Here is a 23656-nt window from a genome sequence, read left to right as displayed (position 1 = left end):
GCTGAACGTGCAGTGGAGCATGCCGGACCTCCACAAAAAAAGACGGCGGGCCCCCCGAGGGCCCGCCGCCTGTTTCCCCACTGTGCTGCCTGGAACGTTGTTGCCTAGAACTTCCAGCCCACGCGGGCGTAGTAGAAGCCCCCGTTGAAGCCGTACGGCGAGTGCACCGGGTACTGGGCACCTGCCACTCCACCCCACGGATTGTCGGACGGCACGCGGTCGAACAGGTTCTGCGCGCCCAGGCTGAAGTACAGCCCGGAGTCGAATTTCCAGCCCACTTCGGCATCGACGATCAACGCGCTGCCACCGTAGATCGGCAGGCCGCCGTCGTCGGCCGAGATCACCCCGCTGTCCAGGTGGTCCTCGTACCAGGAACTGTAGTAGTTGAAGCGCAGGTTGGCGTGGAAGATCTGGCGCTGGTGGTTGATGCTGAAGTAGCCCTTGGTCTTGGGCAGCGACTTCTCCAGCTTGTACACGCGGGCCTCGTCGATGAAGTCCGGGTTGAACCGGTCCACCTTGGTGCGGTTCCAGTTGGCCGCCAGCGAGTAGGTGGTGGTGCCGCCGAAGTGATCGCTGCGGTAGCTGGTGACCAGGTCCACGCCGGTGGTGGTGGTGTCGAACGCATTGCCGAAATAGGTGACCTGCGAGATCGATGCCGCTTCCGGGTTGCCGCCGGCCACCAGCGCGGCGCGTTCTTCCGGGGTGACCGCGAAACTGGTGCTGAGCGCGATGCGGTCTTCCACCTTGATCTGGTAGCCGTCCAGGGTGAGCAGGTAGTCGCCCTCGGTCCAGACCGCGCCGAACGAAATGTTCTTCGACTCTTCCGGGGTCAGCGGCTGCGCGCCCTTGAGCTGGGCAATGGGATTGGTGGGCGGCAGGGTGGCGATGTCTTCCAGTGCGGTGCCGCCGAACACGGTGCTGATCTGGCTGATGTTGGCCTGGCCCGGGGTCGGCGCGCGGAAGCCGGTGTTGTAGGCACCGCGCAGGGCGAAGTGCTCGTTGAAGTCGAAGCGCGCGGTGACCTTGCCGTTGGTGGTGCTGCCGAACGAATCGTAGTCTTCGAAGCGCAGTGCGCCGGCCAGCAGCAGGCGCTCGGTCACCTGCGCCTCCAGGTCGGCATAGGCGGCCCAGTTGCGCCGGTCGAACGTGCCGGCAGTACGCGAACTGAAGCCGTTGAAGCCGTTGGAGCCCAGTGCGAAGCCCTGCTGGGTGAGCGGACCGATGGCCGTGGACGGGCCATCGCCGGGGCTGATCTTGAAGCTCTCCTCACGCCACTCGGCACCGGCCGCCAGGCGCAGCGGCTGGCTGGTGAAGCTGGTGGCGATGTCGCGGCTCACATCGACGTTGACGCTCTTCTCGGTCTGCGTGTTGCCACCGGGACGGAAGTACAGGCCGGCCGGCTGGGCCGGGCCGAGCGAGGCGTTCACCGTGTTGTAGATGATGAACTCGATATCGTTGCGGCCCCAGGAACCACTCACGTCCCAGTACCACTCGCCCAGGTTGCCCTTGGCGCCGGCGAACACAGACGCGTCTTCCAGCTTGCCGCCGAAGCGCGGGGTGAAGCCGCCCGGCAGGCTGGACAGGAAGGTGTAGCAGTTGGCCGGCAGCGCGGCCACCGCCCCGCTCACCGTGGTGTACGGCAGCAGGGTGCCACCGCCGTCGCGCAGCGGAATGGTCGGGCAGGCCCCGGCGCCGGTGAGGTTGCCCACCAGCAGGGTCTCGCCGCCGTCATTGGAATACACGCCCGAGCGGGCGGTGGGATCGCGGAAGTAGAACCCACCGTCGACGTCGCGCTTGGCGTAGTTGCCGAACAGGTAGAAGTCCACGCTGTCGGTGGTCAGGCCCAGGTTGGCGACCAGCTTGAGGTCGTCGTCGACCTTGGGCGAGCCCCAGACCTGCGCGGGCTGGCCCACGCCCGGGTAGCCGGCGGCGATGGCCGCGGCGGCGTCGTCGCGCTGCACGCTGCGCGAGGTGTCATCGGCGTTGCGCCACTCGGCAGTCAAGGTGGCGAAGCCGCGCTCGGTCAGCGGCAAACCGATCTGTGCCGAGTACTGCGTGGTGAGTCCGTCGCCTTCATAGAACTGGCCGACGAAGGCTTCGGCGGTGCCACCTTCGCGCAGCTTCTTCAGGCCGAAGTTGATCACGCCGGCGATGGCATCCGAGCCGTACTGGGCTGCCGCGCCGTCGCGCAGCACGTCCACCTGCTCCAGGGCCAGCGACGGGAATACCGACAGATCGGGTCCCTGCGCGCCATCGGACAGCCCGTGGCCGAGGAAGGTGATCACCGCCGCGCGGTGGAAGCGCTTGCCGTTGACCAGCAGCAGGGTGTTGTCCGGCGGCAGGCCGCGCAGGTTGGCCGGGCGGATCAGGCTGGCGGCATCGTCGATGGGAATGGTGCTGACGTTGAACGAGGGGACCAGCACCTTGAGCTGGTCCAGCGCATCGGTGGCGCCCTGGTTGCGGAATTCCTCACCGCTGATGATGTCGATCGGCACCGCCGACGACGACACGGTACGCGGCTTGGTGCGGCTGCCCAGCACCGACACCGTGTCCAGGGTGGAGGTCTCGGCGCTGCCCGGCGGGCTGCTGTCCTGGGCGACTGCGACGGAACTGGTGACCAGCAGTGCAGTGGCCAGGGCCACCTTCACTGCAGAGGCCAATGGCGAAAATGCGGTTGGAGCGTGAACACACTTGCCTATGCCGTAGTTCATGCATGCACCTTGCAGTCAGAGTCTGAGTTGTCGTTCGGTTAGGTGTTCATCCAGTTGGTTCTCCCTGCGCTTCGGTATCCCCCTGACGCGCTGCACAAAGAATTAACAGAACGTAAACCGTACTGCAACGAATCTTTCGTTTTCACGATATGCGCTGCGAAACAGGTCACATAAAGGGCTTGTATGGTTGTTATAGGCAATCAATACTTGCCATAAGCACATAAGTGACACCGCCATGGCCGAGCCAACCGCCTCCGATATCGCGCATGTCCGCGCATTCAACCGCTTCTACACCGGTCGCCTCGGCGTACTGGACGAGGCGCTGCTGTGCAGCGACCTGGCGCTCACCGAAGTACGGGTGCTGTTTGAACTTGCCGACCGTCGGGGGGTGACGGCCGCGGACCTGTGCCGGGTGCTGGGCCTCAACGCGGGCTATGTCAGCCGGCTGTTGGGCGGACTGGAAGCGCGCGGACGGGTGAGCCGGCAGCCCTCGGCGGCGGACGCACGCGCCAGTGTGCTCGGCCTGACCGATGCCGGGCGCGCGGTCGTCCAGGACCTGGACCGCGCCGCGAGCCAGAGCGTGGGCGAGATGATCGGGGCCCTCACCGACAGCGGGCGCCATCAGCTGGTGGAGTCCATGCGGCAGATCCAGGCGTTGCTGGACGGCGCGGGCAGTGGCTTTGTACTGCGTGACCCGCGGCCCGGTGACATGGGCTGGATCGTGCACCGGCACGGCGCGCTCTACGCGCGCGAATATGGCTGGAATGCAGAGTTCGAAGCGCTGGTGGCCGACATCGTCGCGCGCTACGTGCGCGAGCACGACCCGCAGACCGAGCGCTGCTGGATCGCCGAGCACGACGGTGCGGCGGTGGGCTCCATCTTCGTGGTCCGCCACGATGCGCAGACCGCCAAGCTGCGGCTGCTCTACGTGGACGCCAGCACGCGCGGGCTGGGCATCGGCCAGCGGCTGGTGGACGAAGCCATCGCGTTCGCGCGCGCGGTGGGCTACAAGCGCATGGTGCTGTGGACCAACGCGGTGCTGACCGACGCATGCAATCTGTATGCCAGGAGTGGCTTTGAACTGCTGACCGAGCAGCAGGAGCATCTGTTCGGCAAACCGCAGGTGTCGCAGCTGTGGGCGAAGGTTTTGTAGCGGGCGCTGCAGGCCGTATGCTCTGCGTAGGGGAGGCGACAGGGGGCGCCAGCCCCGCCATGCCCGCGTGCTGCCGGGCGGGTCGCTTCCTGCGTGCATTGGCCCTCGCCTTCATAGGGAAGTGGGATGAACCGTGCATTCGCGCTGGTCTGGAACGTGGCGCTCGGCGCCTGGGTGGTCACGCATGAACTGGCGCGCAAGCGCCGCAAGGGCGGTTCCGCGCGGCGCGGCGTACTGCGCCTGACCGTGCTGCTGACGGCGGGCGCTGCACCGGCACTTGCCTGGGGTGCATGCACGCCGGCGCTACCGGCGGCAGGCGACTTGGTCACCTGCACCGGCCTGCCGATCACCAGCAACAGCTTTTCCAGCGCGGCCAACAACCTGACCGTGAACGTGGCCGCGGGGACCCAGATGACCGCTGGTCAGCAGGGCGGTACTGCGCTCAGCCTCAGCGGCACCAACGGCACGCTCAACAACGCCGGCACGATCGACCCGTCTGCCCTGGGGCAGCTCACCGCCCCGTCGACAGGGGTGCAGCTCGGCAACGCGTCGTCCACGCTGGTCGCGGTCAACAACCTGGTCTTCGGTTCGATCTACGGCACCGGCGGACTGCTCGGCGCAACGCTGTCCAGCTTCGATGGCATGGCACTGGACCTGCGCAGCAGCAGCGGCGGCACCGTGACGATCGACAACCAGGGCACCATCAGCTCGCGCTCGTTGCTGGCCATGTCGACCCTGACATCGGATGCCCCGGTGATCGCGGTCACCGGGGGCGGCGCCGTCAACGCCATCAACACCGGCACCATCAATGGGCGCGTTGGATTCGAGCGCTCGGGGAGCGGCAACACGTTCGTCAATGCCGGCACGATCAACGGCAGCGTCTCACTCGGGGATCTCGGCAGCAACAGCTTCACCGCGGTGACCGGCAGCACCGTCAACGGCGCGGCCGGGCTGGGGCAACGACTGACCGGGCCGGGCGGCACGATGAACTTCGCGCCCACCGGTTACGTCGATGGCGGTGCCGCTGGCATCAACACGCTGCTGCTGCAGAACGCCGCGACATGGACCGGTAGTGGCACGTCCGGCAACGGTGCGCTCAATACGGACCAGTACCTCAATTTCACCTCGCTGCGCGTCAACAGCGGCACCTGGGCGCTGTCGGGCAGCAATCCCTTCGTTGCGACGACGTTGAATGGCGGAACGCTGCAGTTCACCAATCCGTGGCTGCTGGGAAACACCGTCACCGCCGACGGTGGCATGCTCGAAGCAGGTGCGAATGGCCTGACCCTGGCCAGTGGCATCGTGCTGGGCGCCGGCAACCTCACCATCGGCGGCAGCAGCAACCTGACCCTCGCAGGTACCTTCACCGGCGTTGGCGGAGTGATCAAGCAGGGCGTGGGAACCCTCACGCTTTCCGGCGTCAACAACGCCTTCGGTGGCGTCACTGTCAACGCCGGCACCGTGGCGGTGACGGCGCCCAATGCCCTGGGCAGCGGCACCCTTTCGCTGGCGTCAGGCGCGTTGCTGGCCTACGTGCCGCTGAATCTGGCCAACGCCGTCGTACTTTCAGGCAACGCCTCGCTCGGCGGGCCGGAGGACGTTCATCTCAATGGCGCCCTGTCCGGGCCTGGCCAGCTGACCAAAACAGGCACCGGCGCCCTGTACCTCAACGGGCCGAGCACCTTCGCGGGAGGCATCAACGTGCAGGCGGGCACCGTTCTGGGTGACGCAGCATCGCTGCGCGGCGCCATCGCGGTGGGGACTTCATCAACGGTCGTGTTCGACCAGGCAGGCACAGGCTCCTACGCGGGCACGTTGTCCGGCAGCGGGCGGGTGCTGAAAGACGGGAGCGGTGCGCTGATCTTCAATGGCACCAGCGGCACCTTTGCCGGGGTGACCGAGGTGGTCGACGGTCGCCTGGTCATTGGAGGCGCCGCCGCAGATGCTGCTGCGCAGCTGGGCGGCGTCGTGCAGGTGGCGGCAGGCGCGGCGCTGGCCGGCCATGGCACGCTGCTGGGCAATGTGGTCATCGCGCAGGGCGCAACGCTCTCGCCCGGCAACAGCATCGGCACCCTGCACGTTGCAGGCGATCTGCAGCTTGACCAAGGCGCGGTGCTGGACTTTGAATTCGGCAGCCCGGCATCCGGCAATCCGTTCGGGGCGGTGGGGCAGGGCGACAGCGTGGTGGTGGGCGGCGCGCTCAGCCTCAACGGCGCGGTGCTCGACATCAGCGACGACGGTGGCTTCGGCGCAGGACTGTACCGGCTCTTCAGCTACGGTGGCGCCCTCACGCTCAGCAATGGCGGGATCACGTTCGGCCAGGTGCCCGCCGGTAACAGCTATGCGCTGCAGTACCTCAGCGGTGCCGGGCAGATCAACCTGCTCGCCACCGGCAACAGCACGCTGCAGTTCTGGAATGCCAACGGCCAGGCATCGCCCACCACGGCCGGTGGCGGCAGCGGTGTGTGGTCAACCAGCGCGCCGAGCTGGACCGACGCCACCGGCGCCATCACCTCGGCGATGACGCCCATGCCGGGCACCGCCATCTTTGCGGGCGCACCGGGCGTGGTCACGGTGGACAACACCGGCGGCGCGGTGACGGCCTACGGACTGCAGTTCGCCAGCGACGGCTACCGCCTCAACGGCGATGCGCTGACCCTGCTGGCCGACCCGCAGGGCGCCGCACCGGTCATCCGCGTGGGCGATGGCAGTGCCGCTGGCGCCGCCTATACGACCACCATCGATGCCGTGCTCAGCGGAACGGCGGGCCTGGACAAGACCGACCTCGGCACGCTGGTGCTCAACGGCGTGAACACGTGGACGGGCGACACCCGCATCAGCGGCGGCACGCTCTCTGTTGCAGCGGAGGCGTCGCTGGGCGCCCTGTCGTCCACCCTGGTGCTGGATGGCGGCGTGCTGCAGGTCACCGGCAACGCGGTAGGCACGTTGGCGCGCGGCATACAGCTCGGCAGTGTCGGCGGTGGCTTCGACGTGGCTGAGGCGGCGCACACGCTGGTAGTCGGCCAGTCGCTCACCGGTAGCGGGGCACTGCTCAAGGCGGGTGCAGGCACCCTGGAACTGCAAGGCAACAACAGCTACCAGGGCGGTACGACGGTGCAGCAGGGCACACTGCTGGGCAACAGCAGCAGCCTGTCCGGTCCCATCACCAACCATGCGCGCGTCGTGTTCGAGCAGGCCGCCGACGGGGTGTACGCCGGTGCGATGTCCGGCAGCGGCACACTGACCAAGCAGGGGCAGGGCACGCTCACGCTGCAGGGTGCCAACAGCTACACCGGCGGTACGCTGGTGGCCGAAGGTGCCTTGCAGGGCAGCTCCGCCAGTCTGCAGGGCAACATCGTCAACAACGGCGCCGTGCTGGTGGCGCAGGACATCGATGGCAGCCTGGCCGCCAACATCTCCGGCAGCGGCAGCCTGACCAAGCGAGGCACCGGCAGCGTAGTGCTGACCGGCGCCAACACCTACAGCGGTGGCACCGTGATCGAAGCGGGCACGCTGCAGGGCAGCGCGGCTGCCTTCCAGGGTGACATCCAGAACAATGCACGGCTGGTGATCGACCAGGCCGGGGACGGCCTGCTCTCTGCCGCGCTGAGCGGATCCGGCAGCCTGGTCAAGACCGGCGCCGGCGCGCTGGTGGTGCGCCAGGCGCAGACCTTCAGCGGCCGCACGGACGTGCAGCAGGGCACGCTGGTGATGGGTGACGCCGGCTTCGGCGGGGCAGCCATCAACGGAGCGGTGATCGTCCGTGAGGACGCCCTGCTCAAGGGCATTGGACGCGTGGGCGTCCTGGATCTGTACGGCACGCTCGCACCGGGCAATTCCATCGGCACGCTGCACGTGAGCGGCAACGCAACCTTCCAGGCATCGGCGCGCTACCAGGTCGAGGTAGATGCCGACGGCGGGCATGACCTGCTGGCCGTGGACGGGCGCACCACGATCCTGGGCGGCTCGGTGCTGGGGCTGGCCGACGGCGCGCGCTGGAATCCGCTGACGCGCTACACCATCCTGACCTCGCAGGGCGGCATCAGCGGGCAGTTCAACGCGGTCAGCAGCAACCTGGCCTTCCTGACCCCGACCCTGGAGTACGCGCCCACCGCCGTGACGCTGTCATTGGCCCGCAACGAGGCGAGTTTCCCGTCGGTCGGGCAGACCGACAACCAGCGCAGCACGGCCACCGCGCTTGAAAGCGTGGGCAGCGGGCCGCTGTATGCGCGGGTGCTGACGCTCGATGGTGATTCGGCACGGCAGGCCTTCGAGGCCTATTCCGGCGAGGTGCGCGCCAGCGCGCAGGTGTCGCTGTTCGACGATGCCGCACGGGTGCGCCGCACCCTGGCCGATCGACTGGTCAGTGGGCAGCCGGCAGACGCGGCGGCAGAGGGCAGTGGCGTCCACGCGTGGGCGTCTGCGTGGGGCCACCGCGGGCACACGGATGACAACGGCAACACGGCCCGTTCGCGCCAGCAGGGCACCGGCTGGATGGCGGGTAGCGACCTGACCCTGGACAACCAGGTGGTGCTGGGCGTGGCGGTGGGCCAGGCACGCAGCACGCTGGAGGTGGGCGCGCGCAGATCGGATGCGAAGACCAACAGCACGTACGCCGGTCTGTATGCGGGTGGCACGTTTGGCCAGTGGGTCGTGCGCAGCGGCCTGTCAGCCGGACGCAGCGACAGCCGGTTCACCCGCAGCACCGGCACCGTGGGCGGCAACCAGACGTTGAAGTCGCACGACGATGCCGACCTGTGGCAGGGCTTCGTCGAAGTCGCACATGGCAGTGACATCGGCCGCCTGCGGCTGGAGCCCTATCTGAACTACGCGCGTGCAGAGCTCGACCAGGATGCGTTCGCCGAACAGGGCGGCGATGCCGCGCTTGCCGGTGAGGCGCAGACCCGCGCGCTGGATATCGGTACGGCAGGCCTGCGCACGCACTGGCACCTGGACTCGCGCTTCAACACCGCGCTGGTGCTCAACGTCGGCTACCAGCACGTGTGGGGTGACACCAATGCCGGGCTGACGCAGCGGTTCGCGGCGGGCGGTGATGCATTCGACATCAGCGGCATGCCGCTGGCGCGCAATGCGGGCGTAGCCGAATTCGGCTTCCGTACGCAGCTCACGCCGGCGGTCGAACTGAAGGCGGACTATCAGGGCCGGTTCGGTTCGGGTGTGCAGGACCAGGGCGCGCAGATAACGGTGCGGGCAGCCTTCTGAGGTGCAGGCGGCGCGCATGGACCTGCGACGGGTGCATGCGCTCATTCAGCCGTCGCGATGCCACGGGGTAAGTAGTTTTACTCACCCCGGTTGCACCTATTGCGCTGGTGCAGCGCTGTAGGAGCGCCCACCCTGTGCGCGGACGAATGGACAGGGTCCCGCCGCATGGTTTCGTCACCGTTGACGTCCGCCTGCCCGCTTCATCGCCGGCAGGCATCGCTGCTGTTGGTGCTCGGGGTGCTGGGTGCGGCCCCCGCCGCGGTGCGCGCACAGTCGGTCGACGCGGCCAGCTGCACCACGGTGCCCGGCGCCGTGCCCGGGCAGCAGGTGCGTGCGAATGGCAATGCCCTCATCGTGGCCGGTGGCACCTACGCGCCCGCGCAGACCGGCGCGCCCGCGTTCTACGCCGTGAACGGCGGCATGATCGATGCGACGGGCGCGGTCACACTGGTGACCAGCGCGGCCAATACCGCGACCGTGTGTTCGAGCAGCGGTGGCACGATCCGGTTCCTCGCGGCCGGCTCCACCATCAGCCGCCTGGGTGCAGGGGGCCCTGCCGCACGCAGCGAAGCGGGCACTGCATTGAGCACCCTCGGCACCGCGTTGTTCACCTCGCTGGCCAGCAGCGAAGGCATCCAGGTCGCCGGCGGCAGCTTCACCGGCCAGGGAGATCTCATCGCCACCGGCATCGTGCTGGGGACGCAGGCGGGCGACCCCAGTACCTATGGGCTCCCGGTCGATGCCGCCGGCAACCGCGTCACCGATCCGAATGACTTCGTAGGACGGGCAGCCACTTCGTCGCACGGCATCAGTGCTACCGACGGTACCGTGCGGGTCAACGTGGATAACGCGGGCAACCCGCTGGCCGCAACGACCGGCATCTACATCCTGGGTACCGGCGCCGGGGCCAGCAACGGCAGCCACGGCCTCAATGCCGGCAGCGGCGCGGTATTCGACGTGCATGCGCTGCGCATCGTCACCCGCGGCAACAACAACATGGGCGCACGCTTCGCCACCGGTTCCCGGCTGCGTGCCTCGCAGCTGGACATCGACACCACCGGTACGGCGGCGACGGGCCTTGCATTCATCGACGCCTCCGGCACGCTCGATGGAGTGGGCATCAGCACCCGCGGCATCACCGCCCATGGCCTGTCTGCCAGCGGGAGTTCCACGGTGACGGTGCAGGACCTGGACATCCGCGTCGCGGGGCAGAACGCCCACGGCGTGCTGGCTGCCGGTGGCAGCGCGGTGGCGCTCGGTGGTGGCACGGCGGTGGTGGTGGCCGCCGGGCAGGGCGGCAATGCGCTGCGCGCCGATGGCGCGGGAAGTGTCATCGACGGCCAGGGAGTGCGGCTGTCCACGCTGCTCAACGCCGGCATCGGCGCACAGGCGCTCAATGGCGGCAGCGTCACGCTGGCCAACAGCCAGGTGTTCACGTCGGGCATCAACGGGGGCAACGCCGCCGTGGGCCTGCAGGCGGCCACCGGTGGCAGCGTGCTCAGTCGTGGCAACCAGATCGTGACCGGCGTGCAGCTCGGCACCGATCCTGCGTCGGCCGGCTACGGCCTCCCCGTCGATGCAGGCGGTGCTCCCACCCTCGACCCCGCCGCGTTCGTCGCCAGTGGCACGACCGGCGCCAACGGCATGCAGGCATCGGCGAGCGGCGGCGTGTTGTGGGTGGACGTGGCCGCCGACGGAACGCCGCTGGGCAGCGCCACCCGCATTGATACCTACGGCAACAACAGCACCGGCATCCTGGTGGCCCAGTCGGCGACCGCACGCTCGCAGCTGTTGGCGGCCAATACCCTCATCACCACCCATGGCGTCAACTCCAACGGCGTGCTGGTGCAGGGTACGAACGGCAGCACCGGGCCATCCGCCACGCTTGCGCAGGTCGATATCCGCACCACGGCGCTGAACGCCAATGCGATCTATGGCCAGGCCGGTGCGCAGGTGGGTGTTGCCGACAGCCGGTTGACCACGTCCGGCACAGGCGCCGGCATCCGTGCAGACGGTGCGGCCACGCGGGTCACCGCACGCAATCTGTATATCGGCGCCGGCGGTGCGGGCAGTGCCGGCCTGAACGCAACCGGCGGCACGATCGACAGCGCCGGTTCGCTCATCATCAACGCGGGCCGGCCGGCACTGACGCTCAATGCCAGTGGTGGCAGCGCCGGTACGCTGATCTCCAGCGGCGACACGGTGTACACCGGGGTGCTGCTGGGCACGGACCTGGCGGCGCCCACGTTCGGCATGCCGATCGACGCCAGTGGCAACCCGGTCAGCGAGCCCAGTCGGTATCTGGCGTCTGGAAATCCGGGACACGGCGTCTTCGTCGGTACGCCGGGCGGCCGGGTATGGATGAATGTCGATCCGCTCACCGGGCGTCCGGATGGCGCGCGCAGCAGCATCACCACGCTCGGCGACATCAGCGAGGGTTTCAATATCCAAGGCGTCGATGCGCTTGCGACCCTCGCCAACGTTACCGTGTCCACACGCGGTACCGACTCGATCGGCGCGCGCGCGGCCGCCGCCGGGCAGATCCGCGCGACCGGCATCAACGTCGGCACGCAGGGCCTGCACGGCTATGGGCTGGCTGCGTACGCCAACAGCCTGCTGACCGCTACGGGCAGCACCATCGCCACGGGCGGTACCCAGGCACACGGACTGCTGGCGTGGTCCACCAACAGCCGGTTGCTGCTGGACACCAGCCAGGTCGAAACCCGTGGTCCGCAGGCGCATGCGTCGGTGGCGTGGAACGGTGGCCGGGTTGAGATGAGCAACAGCCGGTTGTCCTCCAGCGGCGCCGGTGCCGCCGCGTTGCTGGTCCGTGGCGACCCCGCGCCGGCCTCTGCGCAGGCCAGCGGATCCACGCTCGTCAGCCGCGATGGCCCGGCGGTGGGCGCCGTCGGCGCGGCGGATATCGTGCTTGTGGGCAGCACCGTGCAGGGCAACGTGCTGTGGTTCAAGGCCGCGGCGATCGGCGAGTTCGATGCACTGGATGCGGTGGTGCCCGAGACCCTGCCCGATCTGCCGCCGGACGACCCGGCCATACCCTTGCCGATGGCGTTCGTCGCACAGCCCGCCGCCGACGTGCCCACCGTGGCCAACGTGACCGCGACCGGCAGTGAACTCACCGGCGCCGCGCTCACCCTGCCTGGCAGCGTGGCGAACCTGGTGTTGCAGGACACGCGCTGGAACATGACCGGCAGTTCGAACCTCACGACCCTGGTGAATGATCCCAGCCGGATCGATTTTGCAGCGCCCAGCGGCGATCCCACGCTGGCGTCGAACTACCTGACGCTGACCGTGTCGCGCTACAGCGGCGATGGCACGCTGTCGCTCAACACCTGGCTGGCCGGCGACGACGCACCGTCGGACCAGCTGGTGGTCGTGGACGGCACCAGCAGCGGCCCGGGCTTCATCGAAATCCACAACACCGGCGGCCTGGGCGATCTGACCGTGGCGGATGGCATCCGCGTGGTCCAGGCCGTCAACGCCACCACGACCGCCGATAATTTCGCACTGGCGGCGCCAGTCGTGGCAGGCCCCTACGAGTACTTCCTCTACCGCGGTGGCAGCGCGACGCAGGCGGGACCAGACATCGAGAACAGCTGGTACCTTCGCTCGGTGATCGACTGCGCGGTGCCGGGCGGTCCGGTTCCGCCGTGTCCTGCGCCTCCGCCGCCTCCGCCAACACCCCCGACGCCACCATCACCACCGTCACCCGATCCGCCGACGCCCCCCGTTCCCTTCGTCCCGGCGTACCGGCAGGAGGTGTCGTTGATCGCCGCTGTACCGGCCATGGCGCAGGTCTACGGGCGCACGCTGGTGGACACGCTGCACGAGCGGGTGGGCGATGAGCAGCTGCTGCGGCAGCGTACGGATATCGATCCCGACCGTCGCGGGTTCAATGGCGCCTGGGTGCGCTATCTGGGCCATGACGGCGAACATGACGGGGGACGCCGAGGCATCTACGGCACCCGTGGCCCCGACTTCGACTACCGCTTCGACGCGCTGCAGATCGGTACCGACCTGTACCGCCGTGTGGATGCCGAGGATCTGAGCCGTCAGCACGCGGGTATGTATCTCGCCTACGGCAAGGGACGGGGCGAGGTGCGCCACAACTTCGTGGACTACCGTTTCCACGCGGGGACGGATCGCTTCACGGCCGGTTCCATCGGTGGCTACTGGACCGCCTTTGCCGAGAAGGGCGCGTACCTGGATGCGGTTGCGCAGTACACCTGGTACGACCTGCGCATCCAGTCGCCACGCGCGGCCGACAACTTCGTCGATGCCGATGGCCTGGTGCTGTCACTGGAAGGCGGCTGGCCGTTCATCCTCAACGACGGCGATGGTGCGTCGGTCGAGGACGGGCGCTGGCGGTTGGAACCACAGGCGCAGGTGATCTGGCAGCAGGTGGATGTGGACGACCTGGACGACGGGACCGCGCAGGTTCGATTCAGCCAGGGTGACTCGCTCGTGGGCCGCATCGGTGCGCGATTGAATCGCACCGGACAGCGTGCCACCGCGGAAGGCGATGCGCGCAGCAGCACTGCCTGGCTGCGCGCCAACGTGTGGCGCGAGTTCCGCGGCCAGCCGCGCGCATCGTTTGCCACCCAGAGCGGCTATCTGCCGTTCGCGGTGGATATGGGTGGGAGCTGGGCCGAGCTGGGACTGGGCGGCACGTGGCAGGTGAGCCAGACCGGCTACCTCTTTGCCGACCTCGATTACAGCTGGGCCTTCAACGGCGATGAAACCGCCTGGAACGGGAAGCTCGGCATGCGCTGGAACTGGTGATCCGGCTCCGTAGAACTACGGTACTGGCGGCGCATTTCCGTTGCTACCATCCGCGTCGACATCCTCGTACACGGCCTGCCGATGCCGCTGCGTCGGCCCTCAAGGATCACCGCCATGTCTTCGCATCGCATTGCGCCCGTCGACTACACTGATACTGCTTTCCTTCGCCTCCCGCTGCGCGGGTGGCGTTGGATATTGGTGGCACTGACCCTGCTCGTCATTGCAACCGGATGCCGCAGACCGGCTGACGAGCAGGTCCAGTCCACGGCAGGAAAGACCCCTGCCGCCTCGGCGGGACCGTCACTGGAAGACGTCCGCACGATTGCCAAGGAGGCCTATATCTACGGCTTCCCCATGGTGGACAACTACCGCATCCAATACGCGTACTTCGTGGACCGCGCCAATCCCGAATACAAAGGTGCATGGAACGAGATCCACAACAACGCGCGGGTGTTCACGCCCGATGACAAGGCTACCCAGACGCCCAACTCGGACACGCCCTACTCGATGCTGGGCGCGGACCTGCGTACCGAACCGTTGGTGATCACCGTGCCGGTGGTGCCTGCCGGGCGCTACTTCTCGGCGCAGTTCATCGACATGTACACCTTCAACTTCGCGTACGTCGGCACACGGACCACCGGCAACGGCGGCGGCAGCTTCCTGCTTGCCGGGCCGGGCTGGCAGGGCGAGACGCCGGCCGGCATCAAGGAGGTGATCCGCTCGGAGACAGAGCTGGCGTTTGTGCTGTTCCGCACCCAGCTGTTGGGTCCGGACGACATCGCCAACGTGAAGAAGATCCAGGCCGGTTATACCGTGCAGCCATTGTCGACCTTCCTGGGCACGCCACCGCCGCCGCCCGCACCCCCGATCGCCTTCGTCGCGCCTTTGAGTCCGGAAGAGCAGAAGACCTCGCCAGCGTTCTTCGGCGTGCTCAATTTCCTGCTCCAGTTCGCACCGGTCCATCCCAGTGAAGTCGACCTGCGCAAGCGCTTTGCGAGCATCGGCATCGAGGCGGGAAAGCCATTCGATGTTGCCGCCATGCCGGCCGACCGCCGCCAGGCACTCGAGGCGGGCATGGCCGATGCCTGGAAGGCCTTCAATGACCACAAGACCAACGACATCGATACCGGCAAGGTGAGCAGTGCCGATTCGTTCGGCACCCGCGACGCATTGAAGAACGACTACCTGCAGCGCATGAGTGGCGCGGTGCTGGGCATCTACGGAAACTCGAAGGACGAGGCGCTGTACCCGGTGTACTTCGTCGATGCGACGGGACAGAAGCTGGATGGCACGCAACGCTACACGCTGCGCTTCGCGCCCGGGCAACTGCCACCGGTGGATGCGTTCTGGTCGGCCACGCTCTATGAGCTGCCCTCCAGCCTGCTCAGCGCCAATCCACTCAACCGCTACCTCATCAACTCCAGCATGTTGCCCGGCCTGCAGAAGGATGCCGACGGCGGCATCACCCTGTACATCCAGCATGCCTCGCCCGGTGCGGCACGTGAGTCGAACTGGTTGCCGGCACCGGCGGGACCGTTCTTCGTGGTCATGCGCCTGTACCAGCCGCAGGCGGCTGCGCTGGACGGGCAATGGAAGGCCCCGGCCCTGCAACGCGTTCCCTGACCTGTGTGGAACCCCTCCCTGGAGATCATCGCCGTGAACACGATGACACTGCGCATTGCCCGTACGGGCCTGCTGTTGTTCTCCGCTGCACTGGCGCTGACGGCCTGCCGGCGCGAGCCCGAGGCGCCGCCCGCGCCCGCTGCACAGGCCCCTGCCGCAGCCGCCACGCCCGCACCTGCCGCCGTGCCCACGCCGGTGGCGCCGGTGCCCGAGCCCGGCAGCCTGCCGGTGACGGCCGATAATTTTCCGCGAGCCGAGAGCGACCTCTACTTCGCCGCCACCGTCAAGGATGGCGGGCTTGGGGCGTTCGTCCATCGTCGCGAACCCACCGCGATCGACAACCAGACGGTGATCCGGATGAACCGCGACACGCTGTACTCCGCCGCGGTGTTCGATCTGGACGCAGGGCCGGTGACCATTACGCTGCCGGATGCAGGCAAGCGCTTCATGTCCATGCAGGTCATCGATGAGGACCAGTACACCACCCAGGTCGCCTACAACGCGGGCACGTACACCTTGAGCCGCGGCAAGGACGGGACCCGCTACGTCATCGTCGCCGTGCGCACCCTGGTGGACCCCACCCAACCCGATGACGTGGCACAGGTGCATGCCCTGCAGGACGCGATCAAGGTGCAGCAGGCGTCCAAAGGCAGCTTCGACGTGCCGAAGTGGGATGCGGCAAGCCAGGCCAAGGTGCGCGACGCGTTGCTTGCACTGGCCTCGACCCTCCCCGATACCCGGCACATGTTCGGCACCCGTGACGCGGTGGATCCGGTGCGTCGGCTGATCGGTTCGGCATCGGCGTGGGGCGGCAACCCCGATGCGGATGCGATGTACCTCAATGTCACCCCGGCAAAGAACGATGGCAGGACCGTCTACCGACTCCACGTCGCCGATGTGCCCGTGGATGGTTTCTGGTCGGTCAGTCTGTACAACGGCAAGGGCTACTACGAGAAGAACGCGCAGAACGCATACACCCTCAACAACGTGACCGCGAAGAAGAATGAGGACGGTGCGGTGGACATCCAGTTCGGGGGCTGCGACGGCAAGGTGCCAAACTGCCTGCCCATCGTGGACGGCTGGAACTACATGGTGCGGCTGTACCGGCCAAAGGCGGAGATCCTGGAAGGCCGCTGGACCTTCCCCGAGGCCGTGCCGGCGTCGTAACGCAGGCCGCTCAGTGCGGCAGGTACTTGGCCAGCACCACGCACACCACCAGTATGCCGATGACCACCACGCGGTAGCCGTTGGGCGAGAGGAAGCCGAACAGTTCGATGTCCGGCGTGGCGAACTCATGGTGGCAATACGGGCAACGCACCTTGAGCGCGACGGTGCGCCTGGAGAACGGCGAGTAGAACGGCGCAACGCCGCCCCACAGCAGCGCCTTGCGGCCGTTGAACGTCGTTGCGCAGCGGGGGCAGGTAGCGATGGCGGACATGCACGGACCTTGGTGGAGTGGGGCGATACACCGCTTGCCCGCCGAGTATGGCATGGGCGCCGGGCAGGGTAAGCTGCCTGCCACCCGACACTTCGCAAGGGCTGCACCGTGGCCGCACCTGACCTGCATGTTGCCGCGCGCCGTTGGCGGGGCATGTTCCGTTTGTTGGCGGTGCTGTGGGTCATGCTGCTGCCGCTGGTCGCCTCTGCGGCGGATGGCTCGACGCTGCCGTGGTCGCTCTCTGCCGAGGCCACGCCTGCGCAGCGCGACGCCGCACTGGCCACGCTGGCGGCAGGCCTCCTGGACCCGCGTCCGGCCGATTCCCTGACCGATCCCCAGCGCAGCCAGCTGCTGCTGGTGGCGGGGCGCCACGCCGATGCAGCCGCCGCCATCGCGCGCCTGCAGCAGTCGTTCCGGGAGGCTGGCGATGAGGGGCGGGCGCAGCGCTGGGTGCCGTATCAGCTCCAGGCCCTGTCACGCACGAACACCCGCGAACCCTTCGACACGGCCTACGCACGCGCCTTCCGAGAACGGTTCGCCCTGCTGGACGACCTGGCCGCGCTGCAGACCCACTACTGGTTCGTGACCAACCTGCCTTCGGCGGAGGCCGAGCTGCGCGATGCCCTGGCCGCACAGGCCGGGAAACCGGCGATCACGCGCGAGGTGGCGCTGGAAATCGTGCGCCAGGCCGCCTTCGTGCAGACCTACGCGGCGGCCGCCACGCTCGCGCCGGCGCTGGTCGACGAGGACGAGAACCGACGCTTCGAGATCGACGACAACGTATTGATTCCCGCCGCCGACGGCGTGGTGTTGTCGGCCCACGTGGTCCGCCAACGCGGCGTGCGCGATCCCCAACCGGCGGCGATGATGTTCACCATCTACACCAACCCGCGGAAGAACCGCAGCCAGGCCGCGCTGGCGGCGGCGCGCGGCTATGTCGGCGTGGTGGTCGATGCGCGCGGCAAGCGGCTCGGCACCGGCGCGGTGGCACCTTACGAAACCGAGGGCGACGACGGCAACGCGGCCATCGACTGGATCAGCCGCCAACCCTGGAACGATGGCCGGGTGGTGATGTACGGCGGCAGTTACAGCGGCTTTGCGGCGTGGGCCGCAGCGAAGCACGCGCACCCGGCACTCAAGGCAATCGCCCCCTACGTCGCGGCCATCCCCGGGCTGGGGCTGCCGATGGAGAACAACGTGTTCCTGTCGGCCAACTATGCGTGGCCGTTCTACGTGGCCAACACCCGTCTGCTCGACAACGACACCTACAACCAACGCGCGCGCTGGGATGCGTTGACCGAACGCTGGTACCGCTCCGGCCGCCCCTACCGGCAGATCGACCAGGTGGACGGCACGCCCAACCCCTGGCTGCAGCGTTGGCTGGCGCACCCGGACTACGACGCCTACTGGCAGGCGATGGTGCCCTATGGCGACGACTTCACCCGCATCACCATCCCGGTGCTGTCGGTCACCGGCTACTACGACGATGGCCAGATATCGGCGCTGGAGTACGTCAAGCAGCACACCCGTCGCGTGCCCGGTGCCGACCACCGCCTGCTCATCGGGCCGTATGACCACTTTGGTTCGCAGGCCCCGGTCAAGGCGATGGAGCTGCGGGGTTATGCGGTGGACCCGGCGGCGCAGTTTGACACCCAGGGCATCACCTTTCAGTGGTTCGATCACGTCCTGCGCGGCGCGCCGCTGCCTGCGCTGCTGTCGGATCGGGTCAACTACCAGTTGATGGGCGCCAACCGCTGGGAACACGCCCGCTCGCTGGACGCGGCGGCAGGCGCGTACCGCGCGTTCCACCTCACCAGCGTGCGCGACGGCGACCGCTACCGTCTGAGCGACCAAGCGTCGCGCCAGCGCGATGCCATCAGCCAGACGGTGGACTTCGCGGATCGCAGCACCCAGCGCCATTCCTACTATCCCTATCCGATCGTGCGTGACGGAGCGCCGACCGATGGTGGCCTGGCCTTCGTCAGCGACGCGTTTTCCACGCCGGTCGACGTGGTCGGCAGCTTCACCGGCGATCTCAAGATCCGCATCAACAAACGCGACGTCGACCTGACGGTGACGCTGTACGAGCTGATGCAGGACGGGCGGGTGATGCAGCTTTCCTACTTCGTCGGCCGCGCCAGCTACGCCCGCGACATGACCCATCGCCAGCTGCTCACGCCAGGCCGCTGGACCACGCTGCCCCTGCAGCGCACGCGCATGACCGGGCGGCAGGTGGCTGCCGGCAGCCGTCTGCTGGTGATCGTGGACGTGCTCAAGGATGCCCAGCACCAGGTCAACCACGGCACCGGCCGCGATGTCAGCGACGAGTCCGTGGCCGACGCGGGTGTGCCGCTGAAGATCGACTGGCACACCGACAGCGTGCTGCGTATTCCGCTGCGTGTGGCGACGTCCGTTGGCGGCACCACTCCGTAGCGCCCGTGTCGAATACGCATGCAGCGGCGATGCCCTGCATGCGTTCTGGACATCACCTCTGCCATGCTGGAATCCATGAACACGCCTTCGACGTCCGACGAGCACGATGACACTGCGTCCGCTGCCACGCCGCACCGGCGTTCCGTGGCGTTCACGCTACGGCGCTGGCTGTGGCGCCTGCTGGTGCTGGGCGTGGTTGCCGTCGGGGCCTTTGCGCTTTGGAACAGCGACTGGCTCAAGGCGCCACGTGCCATGTGGGCGCTGTCGCGCATGCCGCCGCCCGCCTCGCTGCCGGTGCCGGTGGAGGGCGTGGCCGCGCGTCGCATCGCCGATACCTTCGGTGCACCGCGCGGGCGTGACCGCACCCACGCTGGCATCGACATCTTCGCCAAGCGCGGCACGCCGGTGGTGAGTGCGACGATGGGCGTGGTGGTCTCGGTGCGCGACACCGGGCTGGGCGGCCGCCAGGTCTGGGTGGTGGGTCCTGCACGCGAGCGCTATTACTACGCGCACCTGGAGGATTGGCGTGCGGATCTGATGGAAGGCGAGGTGGTGCAGGCAGGCACCGTGTTGGGGTATGTAGGCGACAGCGGCAACGCCGCCGGGACGCCGCCGCACCTGCATTGGGGCATCTACGGCGCCAACGGCGCATATGATCCGCTGCCGCTGCTCAAGGAGCACCGCACGACCAACGGCCGTGCGCTACCACCCCGGTAGGTCACGACCGTTGGTCGTGACACCCTTCGGCCTACCCGCGCCCCGATACCGGCCCGGACACATGCGCATGCCCACGCACGTGCCAGCGCCACGGGAAATCCATTGCCCGCCGGATGCCGATGCGCGGTCCCACCACCGGATCCAGTGGCGGCGGCGTGCCATCGGACACGATGCGGATGCCACGGTCATTTTTCACCAGGTCCGCGCCATCGAGTAACCGAGTGATGCCCATCGCCTGCGACAAGCGCCCCGGTCCGCTGGCCAGCTCACGGTCGCGGCGGATGGCGGGGCGCGCGGCGCGGATCAGGTCCAGCCCGTGCACGGGCTCCAGCGCCCGCAGCAGCACGCCCCAACCCTGTCCAACCTCGCCGCAGACCGCGTTCGAGCCCCAGTGCATGCCATAGGTGAAGTAGACGTACAGGTGACCGCACTCGCCGAACATGCTGGCAGTACGCGCGGTCATCCCCCGAAAGGAATGCGCCGCCGGATCCTGGTCCCCGGCGTAGGCCTCCACCTCCACGATCCGCCCGGCGCGCCCGTCGTCGCGCACCAGCAGCGTGTTGAGCAGATCCGGCGCCACCTCGGTGGGGTGGCGGCGGTAGAAACCGCGCGGCAGCGTACGCCAGCGCGAGGGAGGCAGCAGGGCAGGGGATGCATCGCGAGCGGGCATTGCCGGTTCCAGGTCGTGTGCTTGCACGATGCACCCGGCGCCGTCGTCATGGCATCAAGTCGTTTACCCAAAGGCATTGCAGTGGAAAGAGGAATGTAGGCGCGAGCCAACATTCGACAGCTGAAATGGCGCGGCCATCGGCGATGCGCCCGTTGATTCCGGTGGGCGCGTGATGCACCCGTGATAACGGCGTCTACGAGGGGCGCGCAGCGAAGTTGGGTGCCGGAGGTATCCTTCCTGGATGAGCACACGCCGAAACCGCCCGTCCTCCACCCGCTCCGGTGACGCGTTCGTCCGCGTGCGCGGTGCACGCGAGCACAACCTCAAGAACGTCGACGTGGATATCCCGCGCGATGCGCTGGTGGTGTTCTCCGGCATCTCCGGCTCCGGCAAATCGTCGCTGGCGTTCGGCACGCTCTACGCCGAAGCGCAGCGGCGCTACCTGGAGTCGCTGTCGCCGTACGCGCGTCGGCTGATCGACCAGGTGGGCGTACCGGACGTGGATGCCATCGAGGGCCTGCCGCCGGCGGTCGCCCTGCAGCAGCAGCGCGGCACGGCCAGCGTGCGCTCCAGCGTGGGCAGCGTGACCACGTTGTCCAGCATGCTGCGCATGCTGTACTCGCGCGCCGGCACCTATCCCGCAAAACAGCCCATGCTGTATGCGGAAGACTTCTCGCCCAACACGCCGCAGGGGGCGTGCCCGAACTGCCATGGCCTGGGCCATGTGTACGAGGTGACCGAGCAGTCGATGGTGCCCGACCCGTCGCTGAGCATCCGCGAGCGCGCCATCGCGGCATGGCCGCCCGCCTGGCACGGCCAGAACCAGCGCGACATCCTGGTCACGCTGGGCTACGACGTGGACATTCCCTGGCGCGACCTGCCGAAGAAGCAGCGCGACTGGATCCTGTTCACCGAAGAACAGCCGGTGGCGCCGGTGTACGCCGGTTTCACCCCGGCCGAGACCCGCGCCGCGCTGCGTCGCAAGGAAGAACCCAGTTACATGGGCACCTTCAGCGGTGCGCGGCGCTACGTGCTGCATACCTTCGCCACCACCCAGAGCGCCATGATGAAGAAGCGCGTGGCGCGCTACATGGTGGGTACCGTGTGCCCGGTGTGCGATGGCAAGCGGCTCAAGCGTGCGTCGCTGGCGGTGACGTTTGCCGGGCTGGATATCGGCGCGCTGTCGCAGCTGTCGCTGGCGGCGATGGCCGAGGTGCTGCGCCCGGCGGCGGCAGGCCGCTTCGACGCACCCGCCGCACGCGCCACCCGCAGCCGTGCCGCCGGTCGCAAGGCCGACCAGCAGCGCGTCGCCGGCGGCGGCCATGCGCACACCGGCAGCAGCGATGTACGCCGCACCCCGGACCTGTCCCAGGAGAAGCGCATCGCTGCCCAGCGCATTGCCCACGATCTGGTCGAGCGCATCGGCACGCTGCAGGCGTTGGGCCTGGGCTACCTGTCGATGGACCGTGCCACGCCCACGTTGTCGCCAGGGGAGCTGCAGCGGCTGCGGCTGGCCACGCAGATCCGCTCCAGTCTGTTCGGCGTGGTGTACGTGCTCGACGAGCCCACGGCGGGCCTGCACCCGGCCGATGGCGAGGCGCTGTACCACGCGCTGGACCAGCTCAAGGCCGGTGGCAATACGTTGTTCGTGGTCGAGCACGATCTTGAGATGCTGCGCCGTGCCGACTGGCTGGTGGACGTGGGGCCCGGCGCGGGCCAGCACGGTGGGCAGGTGCTCTACAGCGGCCCGCCGGAAGGCCTGCGCGGCATCAAGGCATCGGCCACGGCCGCCTACCTGTTCGCCGATGCCACCGTTGCGCGGCGCACCCCGCGCACGCCATCGGGCTGGCTGGAGCTGCGCGGGATCCACCGCAACAACCTGCATGGGCTGGATGCGCGCTTCCCGCTCGGCGCGTTCTGTGCGGTCACGGGCGTCTCCGGCTCGGGCAAATCCAGCCTGGTGAGCCAGGCGCTGGTGGAACTGGTGGGCGAACACCTCGGCCACGAACCGGTCGTTGCCGAGGTGGACGACGAGCTGCCGCAGCCGAGCCGCATCGAGCGCACGCGCGGCCGTCTGCATGCCGGGCACACCGCGATCCGGCGGCTGGTGAACGTGGACCAGAAGCCGATCGGCCGCACGCCGCGTTCCAACCTGGCCACCTATACCGGCCTGTTCGACCACGTGCGCAAGCTGTTCGCGGGCACCCGCATGGCCAAGGCACGGCGTTACAGCGCCAGCCGCTTCTCCTTCAACGTTGCCCAGGGCCGCTGCGAAACCTGCGAGGGCGAAGGCTTCGTGCATGTGGAACTGCTGTTCATGCCCAGCGTCTACGCGCCGTGCCCCACCTGCCACGGGCAGCGCTACAACGCCAAGACGCTGGAGGTGGAATGGAATGGCCGCAACATCGCCCAGGTGCTGGCGATGACGGTGGACGAGGCGCTGGCGTTCTTTGCCGATGAAACGGTGGTGCAGCGTCCATTGCAACTGCTGCGCGACATCGGCCTGGGCTACCTGCGGCTGGGCCAGCCGGCCACCGAGTTGTCGGGTGGCGAAGCGCAGCGCATCAAGCTGGCCACGGAGCTGCAGCGCAGCCAGCAGGGCAACAGCCTGTACGTGCTTGATGAGCCGACCACCGGGCTGCACCCGGCCGACGTGGACAAGCTGATGGCGCAGCTGCACGGGCTGGTGGAGGCGGGCAATACAGTGGTGGTGGTCGAGCACGACCTGCGCACCGTGGCCGATGCGGACTGGGTGATCGATGTGGGGCCGGGCGCCGGTGAAGAGGGTGGCCGGATCGTGGCGGCCGGGACGCCGGAGCAGGTGAGCCGCTCGACGGGGGGGAAGACGGCTGGATATCTGCGGCGGTTTTTCGCGTGATCCCCGGCGC

General features: G+C 68.1%; 10 protein-coding genes and 1 pseudogene. 8 read left to right on the top strand and 3 right to left on the bottom strand.

Annotation, left to right across the window (positions count from 1 at the left end):
• Positions 1 to 104: 104 nt before the first annotated feature.
• Positions 105 to 2642 carry a TonB-dependent receptor plug domain-containing protein gene (locus AC3ITN_RS17445; RefSeq protein ID WP_489391322.1) on the bottom strand — a complete coding sequence of 846 codons (2538 nt, stop codon included), beginning with the start codon at positions 2640 to 2642 and terminating at the stop codon, positions 105 to 107.
• Between the two features lie 304 nt (positions 2643 to 2946).
• Between AC3ITN_RS17445 and AC3ITN_RS17440 the strand changes: the two genes are divergently transcribed.
• The 5 genes and pseudogenes from AC3ITN_RS17440 to AC3ITN_RS17420 all read left to right on the top strand — a co-directional run bounded on the left by AC3ITN_RS17440 (position 2947) and on the right by AC3ITN_RS17420 (position 16677).
• A complete protein-coding gene (locus AC3ITN_RS17440; protein WP_489391321.1) occupies positions 2947 to 3864 on the top strand; it encodes a bifunctional helix-turn-helix transcriptional regulator/GNAT family N-acetyltransferase in 918 nt (305 codons plus the stop codon).
• Between the two features lie 126 nt (positions 3865 to 3990).
• A pseudogene (locus AC3ITN_RS17435) lies at positions 3991 to 9012 on the top strand (autotransporter-associated beta strand repeat-containing protein); the annotation flags it as partial.
• A 255-nt stretch (positions 9013 to 9267) separates the two neighbouring features.
• The gene (locus tag AC3ITN_RS17430; protein WP_489391320.1) at positions 9268 to 13887 is read left to right on the top strand and encodes an autotransporter outer membrane beta-barrel domain-containing protein; all 4620 of its coding nucleotides are present in this window, start codon (positions 9268 to 9270) and stop codon (positions 13885 to 13887) included.
• A gap of 198 nt (positions 13888 to 14085) precedes the next feature.
• A complete protein-coding gene (locus AC3ITN_RS17425) occupies positions 14086 to 15510 on the top strand; it encodes a DUF1254 domain-containing protein (protein WP_489391319.1) in 1425 nt (474 codons plus the stop codon).
• A gap of 42 nt (positions 15511 to 15552) precedes the next feature.
• Positions 15553 to 16677 carry a DUF1254 domain-containing protein gene (locus tag AC3ITN_RS17420; protein ID WP_489392962.1) on the top strand — a complete coding sequence of 375 codons (1125 nt, stop codon included), beginning with the start codon at positions 15553 to 15555 and terminating at the stop codon, positions 16675 to 16677.
• A gap of 10 nt (positions 16678 to 16687) precedes the next feature.
• Here the strand turns inward: AC3ITN_RS17420 and AC3ITN_RS17415 are convergent, their stop codons facing one another.
• On the bottom strand, positions 16688 to 16948 hold the full coding sequence (locus tag AC3ITN_RS17415) for a hypothetical protein (protein WP_313344412.1): 261 nt from the start codon (positions 16946 to 16948) through the stop codon (positions 16688 to 16690).
• A gap of 153 nt (positions 16949 to 17101) precedes the next feature.
• Here AC3ITN_RS17415 and AC3ITN_RS17410 point away from each other — a divergent pair, with 153 nt between their 5' ends.
• A complete protein-coding gene (locus AC3ITN_RS17410; RefSeq protein ID WP_489391318.1) occupies positions 17102 to 19381 on the top strand; it encodes a CocE/NonD family hydrolase in 2280 nt (759 codons plus the stop codon).
• Positions 19382 to 19456: 75 nt separating this feature from the next.
• Positions 19457 to 20098 carry a M23 family metallopeptidase gene (locus AC3ITN_RS17405; RefSeq protein ID WP_489391317.1) on the top strand — a complete coding sequence of 214 codons (642 nt, stop codon included), beginning with the start codon at positions 19457 to 19459 and terminating at the stop codon, positions 20096 to 20098.
• Between the two features lie 31 nt (positions 20099 to 20129).
• Here AC3ITN_RS17405 and AC3ITN_RS17400 read toward each other — a convergent pair whose 3' ends face one another.
• Positions 20130 to 20768: a DNA-3-methyladenine glycosylase gene (locus tag AC3ITN_RS17400; protein WP_489391316.1), complete on the bottom strand. Its 639-nt coding sequence runs from the start codon at positions 20766 to 20768 to the stop codon at positions 20130 to 20132.
• A gap of 241 nt (positions 20769 to 21009) precedes the next feature.
• On the opposite strand from AC3ITN_RS17400, the gene AC3ITN_RS17395 reads away from it, so the two are divergent.
• Positions 21010 to 23646 (top strand): excinuclease ABC subunit UvrA, encoded by a 2637-nt coding sequence (locus AC3ITN_RS17395; protein ID WP_489391315.1) that lies wholly within the window; start codon positions 21010 to 21012, stop codon positions 23644 to 23646.
• The last annotated feature ends 10 nt before the right edge of the window (positions 23647 to 23656 follow it).

This window comes from Stenotrophomonas sp. KH_036_B, from assembly GCF_057839485.1.
Note: the sequence above shows the minus strand (reverse complement) of the source record. Positions and strands in the feature narration are given on the sequence as shown.

What these genes read in the sequence shown, in the direction of transcription:
- AC3ITN_RS17420 (WP_489392962.1), top strand. Translation starts at nt 15,553, where the DNA reads ATGACACTGCGCATTGCCCGTACGGGCCTGCTGTTGTTCTCCGCTGCA.
- AC3ITN_RS17415 (WP_313344412.1), bottom strand. Translation starts at nt 16,948, where the DNA reads ATGTCCGCCATCGCTACCTGCCCCCGCTGCGCAACGACGTTCAACGGC.
- AC3ITN_RS17395 (WP_489391315.1), top strand. Translation starts at nt 21,010, where the DNA reads ATGAGCACACGCCGAAACCGCCCGTCCTCCACCCGCTCCGGTGACGCG.
- AC3ITN_RS17410 (WP_489391318.1), top strand. Translation starts at nt 17,102, where the DNA reads ATGTTCCGTTTGTTGGCGGTGCTGTGGGTCATGCTGCTGCCGCTGGTC.
- AC3ITN_RS17400 (WP_489391316.1), bottom strand. Translation starts at nt 20,768, where the DNA reads ATGCCCGCTCGCGATGCATCCCCTGCCCTGCTGCCTCCCTCGCGCTGG.
- AC3ITN_RS17405 (WP_489391317.1), top strand. Translation starts at nt 19,457, where the DNA reads ATGAACACGCCTTCGACGTCCGACGAGCACGATGACACTGCGTCCGCT.
- AC3ITN_RS17440 (WP_489391321.1), top strand. Translation starts at nt 2,947, where the DNA reads ATGGCCGAGCCAACCGCCTCCGATATCGCGCATGTCCGCGCATTCAAC.